Source organism: Candidatus Hydrogenedentota bacterium (assembly GCA_019695095.1).
Classification (GTDB): domain Bacteria; phylum Hydrogenedentota; class Hydrogenedentia; order Hydrogenedentales; family SLHB01; genus JAIBAQ01.
On record JAIBAQ010000063.1, the window covers coordinates 1 to 11,812 of the forward strand.

Consider the following 11,812-nt stretch of genomic DNA (forward strand, 5'->3'; position numbering starts at 1 on the left):
TATCGGCTTGCGATCAATTTCGAAACAAAAGAGATTGCCCTGGAGGATCAGTATCGTTCGCACAAACGCGTTTGCGATATGGACCCACTGCAACCCGTGGACGTGCGGATCTTCGTGCTGGATACGGCCATTGAGTGTTTTGTGAACGATGCATTCTGTTTCACGATGCGCGCCTATGATCGAACCAACGGAGACCTTGCTCTTGAAGCCGAGAACGCCGATTGCGTGATCCGGGGTCTCGCGATCAGCACGCTCGGCGATGTGAGACGATAACGGATCAAGCGCAACTCGTTTCTCTTTTCCTTGCACCCGAGGAAGACTCCCTCCCAAAGTGAAGTACACTGACTGCACGGACTTTATCGGTGGGAGGGCAGAACGTGCTTCTTTTGGTTGCGTTTCGGCAATTTGGAACTTCATTTCTAAAGCATCCGTAATATCCAACATCTCACGGGACAACTGGTCGAGCGCCTTGGAGCCGAAGGAGGTTTCAGTATACGCTGGGTGGCGATGAGGCCAAGCGGAGAGGGAAACACCGCGCGCCCCGCGGCATTGGGGGCGAGCGAGAGGAAAATAGTTGAGCGCATTTTCCGGTAGTCGAAATCAGTTACTTCTTGTCTTTGGAGTTGCGGCGCTAGCCGTGTTGCCTACGGCGTGGCCAGCAGAGTCCAGCCACATTTCAGTTCGCGAGACGGTTGTGTTCGATGGAAACAAGGGTTGGGAGCACGACGGCGTAACGTATCGGCTGGCGTGCGGGGCGTGTGTGGCGGAGATGCCGAACGGCGATCTGCTGTGTTGGTGGCTTTCAGGATCGGACAATGAGCCGTCGACGGATAACAATGTGCTGGCGTCGCGCTCGACGGATAAGGGGAAGACGTGGGGTCAGCCATCCATACTTGTTGCAGCGGAGAAGGATGCGGGGGCGTTGACGTTCATGCACGTGACGCCGCAGGGAAAAGTCATCGCGTTTGGCGCGCATTGGCCGTCGGAGTTGGAGTACACGGTTTGGCACTACTTTCGGATGGAGTCGATAGATAGCGGCAAGACGTGGAGCGCGCCGGAGCCGGTGCGTGTGCGCAAGTCCGATGACATCATGCTCGCGCGACCGATAACGTTGCAGAACGGCGAGTACTTGTTTCCGACATCGTTCTTCGAGAAGCGGGATAAGTCACTGGTCGCGCCGATCGCAGCATTGGCAAATGCGAAGTCGGAAACGGAGGCGCTTGCGTTGACACCGGATAGCACGCCAGGCGCGAAGCCGGATAAGTTCTGCCGGTATCTTCATGGTTGTTCCGCCGTGACTACGAATGATCCTGAGTTGCGCGGTTTGCAGGAGCGTGGCGGTGTGCGGAATCGTCCCTTGGGTCTGTTGGAGAGCACGGTCGTGCAATTGAAGGACGGGCGCGTCGTGATGCTCATGCGGGCAGAATACGGTGGGTTTCTTTGGCGTACGGAGAGTGCGGACAACGGGCGGACGTGGAAGGAAGCGTGGCAGACGGATATTCCGAATCCGACGAGTCTTGCGGCACTAATTCGGTTGCCGGATGGACGTATCGCGCTGATTCACAATGCGACGGGCGGCATGGTTGGGCAACGGGGTGTGCGCGATCCGCTTTCGATTTGGTTGAGCGATGACGAGATGGAAAGCTGGTATGTGAAGGCGGACGTCATAACGGGCGGACAACTCGCGTATCCGTGTCCGATTGTGGTGGATGGGAAACTGGTTTTCACGTATGACCGAAATCGGCGTGAGAGCCGGTTTGTCGAGGTGGATTTGTCGAAGCGATGAGAGTCGGGAGATTGCCGGAGACCACGCCACAACGAAGGGTGCCCGAGTAGCGCCGTGATCGTCGAGCGCATCTTTGTTTTGGAGCCAGATTCTTCGCTTCGATCAGAATGACAATTCACGCGTAGCCGCATTGATTGTCATCCTGAGGCCGCTTCCGGCGGACGAAGGATCTGGCTTTAAAACGAATTGGCGCCGATCACGAGTAAGCTTTTACTCATGCGTGGCGCGGATTGGGAGACCACGCCGGAACAGCGATAAGAACGGACACCGCGGTCTATGACTGCGGCGTTGCCGTTGTAAGGTGCAGGTCGTTGTTGGTTCTAGCCGACGGGGCCGGGGCGTGTGATGACGGGGGCGGTTTGGATGCGTGGGCGAATGGCGAGCCAGTCGACGCCTTGGAAGACGGGATCGGGGATTGCCCGTACTTCTTCGTCGCCGAGGTAGGGGCACATGGCGTCGACCCAGACGATGAGCCGTTGCAGGCTTAGGTCGTCGACCTTCACGTCGTGGTGTTTGCCGCTGGAGACCATATCGATGAGTTTGCTCTTGTAGGAGAGCGTGGTCATGGGCGGAGGCGTCACGTAGGCTTTGGGGTCGCGGGTGTCGTAGGCTTCGACCATCAACACGCCAGCAATGCCGAAACCAGGTTCAGGTTTGTCGGGCGGCGTATAGGGTGCACCCCACGACGGGCGACCGATGAGGGTCATGTAGGGTTCCGAGAAACTGGGAGGGCTTGGGCGTTCGGTCGTGTCGAATTTTTCGCGGCCTTTGCCGTCGCCTTCATGGCACTTGGCGCAGTATTGATCGAGCACGGGACGGACGTAGCGGGCATAGCTGACGGTTGTGTCGTTCCATGCGGGCGGCGTGATGGGTTGCGGTTCGCGGGTGAGGGCGATGGGCTTGCCGGTGAGTTGCGGCGCACGGCTGTGCGATTCGTGACAGCCGATGCATCCGCGTTTCTCGCCGGGCATCACGCCGACGAAGCTGCGCATGGTCTGCAGAGCGCGGTAGTTCTCGTCGAGCAGTTGGAAGTGCAGGGCCTGGCCGGGGGGCGCGCAGAAGGAGACGGAGCCGTCGGATTCGATGGGTACCGTGCCGATGATGCGTTTGACGCCTTCGGATTGAACGGCGGAAACGACGGGGCCGGTGGAGATGTAGGGGCGCTTGTACCAATAGGTGTAAGTCTTGGAATCGATCTGAAAGACGCGCAGGTATTTGGCTTTGCCGCGCAGGACTTCGGGGGCGTTTTGGTAGACGTTGTTGCTGAACAGGACGCCGTCGGCGGGCGACTCGCGTTCTTCGGGTTTTGGCCATGCGACTTGGTCGGGCATTACGGGGGGCGTGTGGCGGGGCTTCACCGGGATCGCGTGGAAGATGTTGTTGTTGCCTTCGTAGATGAGTTCGCGGTTGCCGTCTACGTCCATGAGGTAGAGCAGGAATTTATCGCCGCGTTTTGCCGAGACGAGGAAATCTCTTTCGCTTAACGGATAGGGCGAATAGTAGGCGGAGTACTTGCCGGAGGCGTGGTAGTTCGATGATTCGACGGGATCGACGGGACCGTTACCGCATTCGGGCCATTCGACGTCGGCGGTGACTTTGGTGAGGCCGTCGGGGAAGTTCAAGCCTTTCATGGGATCGATGATGCCCACGGAACCCGCGAACCAGTTGTGGTGCGCGCTGCCGGTGAACATGACGCGGCGGCTGCCTGGGATGTTGCGCGCATCCTTCATTACGTCGGGCCACACGCTTTGGTTGCCCCACAGCGTGACGACTTGCGTGCCGTCGGGGTGCGTAGTCCAGAGTTTCTGTGCGCGCCAGAGCGGCTTGTCCGTGTACTCCCATCGCGTGTAGACGACACTGCCGTTGTCCATGACAGAGGGGAGATAATCGGGCTCGTTGCTGTAGGAAATCAGGTAGATGTTTCTGCCGTTGCCGTCGGCGCGCGCCAACTCGAACGAGTTCGTGGGCGGCATGCAACGGACGTAGTTGTGTCCGCGGGTGGTGGTGAACATGATGTGGCCATCGGGCAGGTAGATGGGATCGAGATCGTCGTAGATGCCGTCGGTCAGTTGAACGCAGTTTGTACCGTCGATGTCGATCTCGTAGAGGTGGAACGATTTCTCGTTGTGCGGCTTGAAACAGAACAGGACTTTCGTAGCATCGAACGAGAGGTCGGGCCGCCAGAACGAGCCGTGCAACGGCGCTTGGGGCATGAGTTGCGTGAGGGCGCCGGCGGGGCTGAGTCCTTCCAATGTTAAGAGCCGACCGCCGGGGACGGCCATGTAGCCGAGGCGATGGCGCGTTTCGTGGGGCCACTCGGAACCTTGCGGATAGGGCATGTCGACCATGAGTATGCTGTCGAAATCCACGGCGGGATTCTTGAGCATGATCTCGCGTTTGACGGCGCGGACTTTCACGTACAGATTGCGGTCGGCGGAACCGAGCGACGCGGCCTCTTTTTCAAAGGTCTCTAACTGGGACAATTGTGAAGCGCAATCGGTGCCGATACGCGCTGCAACTTCGCGGGCCCATCGGATTTCGTTGAGGATGCGATCGGGCGTGGGATTGTCGTCGGCTTGGAAAAGCCAGTCCGTCTCTAACACGGTGCGCGCTTCATCAGCGGTCAGCGCGCGTGTTACGGGCGTGCTGGGTTTCACATAAGGGGCGACGGGTTCGTTAACATGGGGACGATAGTCAATGCGGCTCCCTGCATCGAGCATAAGGTCGATCCACTCGGGTGAGAACCGGGCCGAGTCGCCTTGTGCTTTGAGTGTTTCGAAGCGCGCGCGGATACGGTCAGCCTCGTCCCACTTGGCACGGTCTTCCGGAGTCTGGTTTTGCAATTGCGCGTCCGTAAGCGGTTTGTATTCGAGCAGCAGGTCGAGCAAGACATCCATTTGGGCGGCGTAGAAGGATGGGTCCGCGGTTAGAAGTTGTGCGGGTGTGACGCCGGTCCACTCGAGCAGTTCCGCACTTTGATCGGGAAAGGCCGCGCGTACTCGTGCGAGGAGCGCGTCGGCGAGATCGGCGTCCAGAGCTTTGTTCTGTTCCGCGAAATTCTTGTGGGTGCTCTGGATGGTTTCCGCAAACGATGACGCTTGTGCGTAGATGCGGTTCGCGGCTTCGTCAATCGCGCGCGAGGTTTCCGCGAACGCGCTCAAGCCGTGCGTGTAGAGATCGTGCAGTTGACTCGGAGAGAGCGCGGATGTGTAGATGCGGAGGTCGTCGAGGCCGCCTTCGAAGTACTCGCAGGTTCCGTTTGAAGAAGCAATGAATGCGGGGGTGCCGGGACTCAGCGCGATCTGTCCGGGGCGATCCATCGAGCCGATTTCTTTGGCATCGAAATAGACGCGCATGACGTGGCCGTCGAAGGTCGCGGCGCAATGGTGCCATGCGCCGTCGGTCGCGAGTTTGGGGTCCAGTTGCGCGTCGCATTCGACGTAGCCGTTGATGTTGAGACCGAGCGATAGGACAGTTCCGTCATTTTGAAACGAGAAGAGAACGCGGTCGTCATTCTCTTGACGAAAGATCTCGCGGAAACCGCCGAGGTTGGAGGGGCGAGTCCACGCGACGATGGTGATAGCGTCAAGGGTTGGGGAGGTGAAGCCATTGGTTTGAATGGCAAACGTCCCGTGAAGATCAAGGGCCATGCCGTAGATGCCGCGCCTGCGTGGGATCGGTTGGGCGGTGGTGGCGGACCAGGACGCATTGCCGGAGGCGTCTTCAAAAGACAGAACCGTTGGCGGTTCGTCGAAGGTCCATTGAGCAAGCGCGGGAGCGTCGATCTTCGGTGGAGCGGAAGATGTGGTTTGCGCCTGTTGGGCAGTTGCGGATAGGCAAAGACAGAGCGCGGCGATGAAGACGCGAGTAGTCTTGTGATTGAGCTGGGCACGTTTCGTGTTCATGGAGCATCCTTCTCGCGTGACAACGTTTTCGTGACACGGCCACTCCCCCCGGAGAGGACAGCAATAATGGTATCGGATTGGGGTGGCGTTGACAATATGGGGACGAGATGAGAGCGTTGCTCATCACGTAAGTCTAGTGAGGAACCTCTGGCGTCCATACACGACGCAAGAGAGGCAAACGTGGACCCGGGGTTGCACCCCGGGATGGGGTGTGCCGTGCCCACGGCACGAAGATAGTTAATTCGGTTGAGTCTCGAGTGGATCGGTTCCTACGGATTCGCTTCCTTCCATGCCTTTAGTTTCTCGTCGAGGTCGGGAGAGCCTTCGCGGATGCAGGTCAGGCCGATGCGGCGGGCGATGGTTTCGAAGCGTGCGAGAATCTGCGGATACGTGTCGCCGGTGAATTCCTTGCCGCGGCAGAGTTGGACGTACATGATCGGGAGACGGTCACGTTCGACACGTTCGCGGATGGTGTCGTTCTCGGCGAGACTTTCGGCCTGGTCGTAGAGTTGATTGGCCTTGTCGATGAAGTCTTTCGTGAGGAACTCCGAATCCATCGGATAACGAATTCCGTCCTTGGGTGCTTTGAGACTATCGGCGTGTTCGCGTGCGGTGGCTTCAAGAAGGCTGTTGTATTCGGCAATGGCGGGCGCGGCTTTGCCGAAGTAGCCCCAAATGAAATCCTGCGTGAGGTCGTCGACATTGCGCGTGGGGTCCCACATGAGTTTTGCGAAGACCCAGCAGCGGAGCAGGTCGCGTTCGCCGGGGCCTTGATACGCGCCTTGTTCCATGACGCCTTGGGCGTTGTTGGCGACGAAGAAGCGGATGTTGTTTGCGATCGCATCGATATTGGGCATGGGCGCGGGGTAATGGCTGAAGTTGACGCAGTAGTCCCAGATGTGGATGCGATTGTGGATTGCGCCCCAGCCGGTCATGGCCTTGTTAAACGCCTCGATATCCTGGGCGGGCGTGAAGGGATGCGACCACATGCAGTTGTCGGTGCAGAGGCGGATTGAAACGTTGGCGCGCGGGCGAACCGTCTTGGGCGGCGTAACCGTTTCCAAGTAGGCGAGCGTCGATACGACGACGTCGGGAAATTCCTGTTCGACGGCTTCTGCGACCTTGTTCACGAGGAAGAGCAGGGCGCCGGCATTCGTTCCTTCGGCATCGTCGATAGCTTTGCAGTTGGGGCAGAGGCAGGTGCCGCCGCCGTCGTTCTTGGAGACGCTGATGACTTCACAGTTGGGATGTTCGCGCAGGATGCGAAGTGTGCTTTCGGTGGCGATCGTAATGACTTCGGGATTCGTCGTGCAGAGTTGTTGCCTGGAGCGGTTGCCGTTGGAATCGAGCATGTAGTAGTCGGGGTGCGCGTCAAAGTATTGCTCGGGCGGCACAAGCGTGTTGAAGGTGTGTACGAAGAGCGCGTAGTCGACGTGTCCGCCCCATTCTTCGCGAACGGCGGCGCTGGGGGCGTTGGTGCGGTTATGCAGGGACCAGGTGCCGTTGAAGGCGGCTTCGTAGAAGGGATCGCGAATGGTCAGCTTGGGGACAAAGCTGCGCGGCACGGGACGAACCGTGAGTGTGGGCGTTTGGGGAATCGTGCTGGTTTCGCCGGCATACCAGCGGCAGCCGAGGTCCTCTTCGAGCAACGCGTAGACGGCGTAGATGGGGCCGCGCTTCTTCCCGCCGAAGAGGTAGAGTGTGCCGTTCTTCACGCCGATGACGTAGCCTTCATCGCGGAGGTCGCGCACGGTGAGCACGCCCGCATCGATGGATTTGCTGGCCTCCTCCAGTCGCTTGGTCATGCCGATGCTGATGACGTTGTTGCCGGTGGCCTGTGCCTCGGGGAGAATCGAGAAGTCCGCTCCGGTCATCTCGCGCAACCACTGCGCAAGATCTTGCGCGGCTTTGAGGTCTTGCGAGGTGGGCGCGTCGGGAATCGCGATGACGTAGGCTGCGGCCCCGTTGCGGGCGAGGGTTAGCTCGGGTCCTTTCCAGCCCATCGGCGCAAGTGCGTTGCGCCATGTTGTCCAAGGTTCGGCGAATGCGGTGAGTGCGACTAACGCTGTGAACCCTGCGATACAGATCAGTCCTGGAATCCCCCGTGTACCGTGCATGCTGAATGTCCTTCTATTGATTGCGAAGAAGAGCACGTGCTGCTCTGAATACGGCCTCTCGTTTCATTTCGGCATCACGTACAGTCTGGATCGTAGCGAAAGTGGGGGGCACTTTGCGAAGTCCTGCGAGGTTGGCGGCGGGTCCAGGGCGCGTTAAGATACGGAAGTATATTGGAAATGGCGGTGCAAGGTATTGGCATCTCTACCCTATTCGAGACTCTGTTCAAACAGAGAAACGCGCCCTTTCCATATAAAATCGGATAAGAATCCCGAAAGGGCGCGGGGGGGAAGCGAAAGTCAATCAACGAAAAGAGGCGGTCCGACGACTTCCATGCCGTGTGCCGAGAAGAGTTGTTGTGCGGCTTCGGGCGACGGCGGTGACGCGAGTTTTGTGGCTTCATGCATGAAGGCCTCGAACGTTCCCGCTGGATTGAGCGCGATCAAGAGAGTCCCCGGTGTATCTCCTGCGTTGGCCCACACGTGAGCGATTTTGCGCGGAGCCAGCAGTGAGTCGCCGGGACCCATGCGGTACTTTTCGTCGCCCACCTCAAAAGCGAATTCGCCTTTGACAATGTAGAACCATTCATCTTGATGGTGGTGGTAATGGCGCGGCGGACCACCTTTGGGCATTTCGGCGTGCTCAAAAATGTAGACGGCTCCGTCAGTATCTTTCGACGAGACCTTTGTCGCAAGGGGAAAAACGCCGAAAACCATTTGCGTGTTTTCGTCAAAACGGTCTTTTCCGGCAGGTACAGCTACAGCCTTGGAATTCATGGAGAGGCTCCTTCTCCTTCTGTTCACGAAGTGAACAATACCTTGCAGTAAGTGCGCACGGCGCGCGGCGGCGCCATCGAAGCGCAGAGCATACGCTTATGCATTCACGATTTTCATCTTTGGGGGCGACTGGAATTCGCACTTCCCCGATTCAACGAATTGAATCGGTATGTTTCACCTGCATGGCATACGCGGGGTGCTTGAGCGCGACGGATTGGTGGAATGAGTTCCAGTAGGCGCGGTCGAGTTGGTAGGGGTCGAGCGTGGGGGCACTCGCGAGGTCTGCGGGAAGGATTCCGTAGCGTTGCATCTCGCGGAAGTAGGGGGCGGGCGGTTGGAAGCCGGGCATGTCGAATCGTTTGATTACGGCGAGTCGTTCTTTGCCAGCAGTGCACATCGCGAGCAGCTTCTGGTAGTCGGGATCCGATGCGTTGGCGAATAGGGGTGTGGATGTACCGGATGCGTCTTTCGCCTGGCAGATTCCGAAGCCTCCGGCCTCTTTGGCGAGGGGGGCCATGACGATCATCGATTTGTCGGGCCGCGTGAGGTTGAAGACGAGGTGGCGCGAGCGCATCAGGCGCGGGTCGTTCCATTCGGGCCGCCAGAAGGAAAGGTCGTTTTCGTCGGAGAGGTTGCGGGGAATTCTGCGTTCTCCCTCGTGGCATGATGCGCAACGGCGGTCGATGACTTCCGCGGCGGCTTTTGATGCGGGCCATTCGTCGTCGGTTTCGACGGGCGTGTTTGCGCGGTAGCCACCGATGCACCCGCTTCCAAGCGCGGCGTAGGTGCCGGGGTAGGCAGCGCCGGTTTCGATCCAAAGGCGGACCATCATGATTTCGCGGTCGGATAATTTTACGCCGTGGTGGCCGCCCTGAACTTTGGTCATGAGCGGACTGGCGCCGGTGCCGATGGTGCGTGGTGCGAGGTTGCTCACCGGCTGGTCGCGTCCGTCGACAAACTGTCGGCGCACGGTTAACGTGGCGTAGCTGTGCGAGTACATCGGGCCGTGGTCGCCGGTGAGAATGACCCCGCCCGCGCGAGGGCCGTCAGGCCCATCCGGATGCGCGTCGTAGTCGTGGCAGCGGACGCAGTGTTTATCGAGGATGGGCTGAATGTCGCGTGGGAAGTCGTAGACATCGGGTACGTCGGACACGGGCTTGATTTGGCGAGGAGGAAAATTGAGCGCGATGGGCCGTCGCGCGTTGCGTACAGGTGTGGTTTCGGTGCGCGGTTCGTGGCAGCCGACGCAGCTCGTGGTTTCACCGGGCATAACGGAACAGAAGCTCTGCATGCGTTTGACGGAGTTGCCGTTGCCGTCGAGGGCGACAAATAAGAGGGCGCGGTTTGCAGGCAGCTCCATGTACGCGGAACCGTCTTCTTCGACGGGGATGGTACCCAACACGCGTTCGAGCGTGAATGTGCCGCCGTAGGAAAGCGGGTCCATGCCGCCGGTGTAGTTAATGGGCTTGGGGAGCGATTCGAGCACGAGCAAGCGCTTGATGTCGCCGCGCGCGACGCCTTCCATGTTGCGGCCTTTGTAGACGTCGGAGAGGATGAGGCGGCCCGTTGCCTGGGTGTAGTCGACGCGGCTGGGGATGGTGCGTTCGATGGGGCGCGCGGCGATGGGACGTGGTTCGTGCATGCGCAGGTCGGAAGACGCGGGCAGTTTGAACAACGGCTCTTCCGTTCCGTCGGCGCCCAGGAGCACGAGGTCTTGGTCGTGTGCAGCGAGAAACACGTCCGTCGTAATGGGATAGGGGTCGCGATATCCATCGCCGCTGATATTGCGAATGGAGGAGAGGGCGTCGGGGCCTTGCTTGGCGTTTACGAGAGCCACGCGGCCCGTGTGTTCTTTTGCGCCGTGTCCGGCTGAGTTGATGAAGACGACATCGGGCGAGTCGGGGACAGGCTTTGCGTCGATATAGAGGCCGCCGGGATGGTAGTTGCCGAAGAACACCTGTTGCGCGGTGCCGTCGGGGTTCATCGTCCAAAGGTGATGGTAGTCGACCTGGCTGCGGTCGACGTACTCCCAGCGCGTGTACAGGATACGCCCATCGGGCATGGGCCATGGCGTGTTGTCCTGTTCGAGGTTGGCGGAAAGTGGAAGGATATTCGTGCCGTCGGCGTTGCAGCGGTGTACGACGGCCACTTGCGTTAGCCAGCAGTTGACCCATCTGCGGCATCGGCTTGATACGAAGGCAATCCCTCCGTCGGGAAGCCACGCGGGCTCGAAGTCATCGTATTCACCAAAAGTAAGTTGCTTCAGATTTGTGCCGTCGGGGGCGATGGTGTAGAGGTGGAAGGTGTCCGTGCCGCCCTTACGCCATGAGAACAGAATGAGGCTGCCATCGTAGTTGACAGCGGGGTCGCGCACGGTGCCTTCGGGGTCTTCGATCAAGGGTTTCACGGCATCTTCGGCGACGCTGTAGAGGTAGAGTCCACCGCCTTTGGCGTAGGTCTTTTGGTTGGTGTCTTCCGCGTAGTAGCTGATGTTGGCGTACCAGTGGCCGTCATCGTAGAGAGGGCGAGTCGCGAAGACGATGCTTTGCGCGCCCGAATCGCGCAAGGCGTCGCGCAGACGCTGACGCGCGGCGCGCGTAGCTTCAAGGCGGGCCTTCTCGATTTGCTCGTGTACGTCGGCGAAGGCCTTGGCGGTTTTGCCATCGGGGAAGGAGATGTCCCAGATTGAGTAGAGCTGGAATGGGGTGGGTTTGTGGCAGAGGATGCGCAGGTAGCGGCCTTTGCCCTTGAGGTCTTTCAGCTCTTCCGTGCCGCCGGGGCCTTCAGTCTGATGGAAGATGGTTGTCCATGCCGATGCGTCGTCGGAGGTCTGCAGTTCGTAGTCGAGTGCGTAGGCGTTTTCCCACGTGATAGTCAATGCATGTATGGGGACGCGGCGACCGAAGTCTATTTGGATCCATTCGTCGTGGGCCGCGCCGGTTGCGCTGGCCCAACGGGTCTTGGGGTCGTTGTCGAACGCGAATTCGGGGGAAAACAAGGCGTCGGTGATGGAGGATGCGGCAAATGGGGAGTCGTGTTGCGCGGCGTGAGACACGCCGAACAGAAAGAGTACCGCGAGTGACAGTGCAGCCAAGACCAACCGGTTCATCATCTTGCCCCCAAAGGCATGTTGCGTGAAATCTGCATCAGGCTACGCGAAGTCGATGAACGGGGTCAATTGTTTGCCATCGAATTGTCAAGGCGTGACGAAGAACGCCCGCCGTGGAAGG

General features: G+C 59.3%; 6 protein-coding genes. 2 read left to right on the forward strand and 4 right to left on the reverse strand.

Features of this window, described 5'->3' with window-relative positions; genetic code table 11:
- Together K1Y02_12125 and K1Y02_12130 are read left to right on the forward strand one after the other, a co-directional pair.
- Positions 1 to 273, forward strand: a 273-nt coding sequence (locus tag K1Y02_12125; protein ID MBX7257100.1) for a hypothetical protein, incomplete at its 5' end; no start/stop codon positions are given.
- Positions 274 to 574: 301 nt separating this feature from the next.
- The gene (locus K1Y02_12130) at positions 575 to 1,786 is read left to right on the forward strand and encodes a glycoside hydrolase (GenBank protein MBX7257101.1); all 1,212 of its coding nucleotides are present in this window, start codon (positions 575 to 577) and stop codon (positions 1,784 to 1,786) included.
- 320 nt (positions 1,787 to 2,106) lie between these two features.
- Here the strand turns inward: K1Y02_12130 and K1Y02_12135 are convergent, their stop codons facing one another.
- The 4 genes from K1Y02_12135 to K1Y02_12150 form a co-directional block, all read right to left on the reverse strand.
- Complete coding sequence (locus tag K1Y02_12135) at positions 2,107 to 5,691, reverse strand: hypothetical protein (GenBank protein ID MBX7257102.1); 3,585 nt, start codon at positions 5,689 to 5,691, stop codon at positions 2,107 to 2,109.
- A gap of 269 nt (positions 5,692 to 5,960) precedes the next feature.
- A complete protein-coding gene (locus tag K1Y02_12140) occupies positions 5,961 to 7,808 on the reverse strand; it encodes a DUF4838 domain-containing protein (GenBank protein MBX7257103.1) in 1,848 nt (615 codons plus the stop codon).
- 297 nt (positions 7,809 to 8,105) lie between these two features.
- Entirely contained in the window at positions 8,106 to 8,582 is a 477-nt protein-coding gene (locus K1Y02_12145; GenBank protein MBX7257104.1) for a cupin domain-containing protein, read from the reverse strand.
- A 151-nt stretch (positions 8,583 to 8,733) separates the two neighbouring features.
- Positions 8,734 to 11,694, reverse strand: a complete 2,961-nt coding sequence (locus K1Y02_12150) for a discoidin domain-containing protein (protein ID MBX7257105.1) — start codon at positions 11,692 to 11,694, stop codon at positions 8,734 to 8,736.
- Positions 11,695 to 11,812 lie beyond the last annotated feature (118 nt).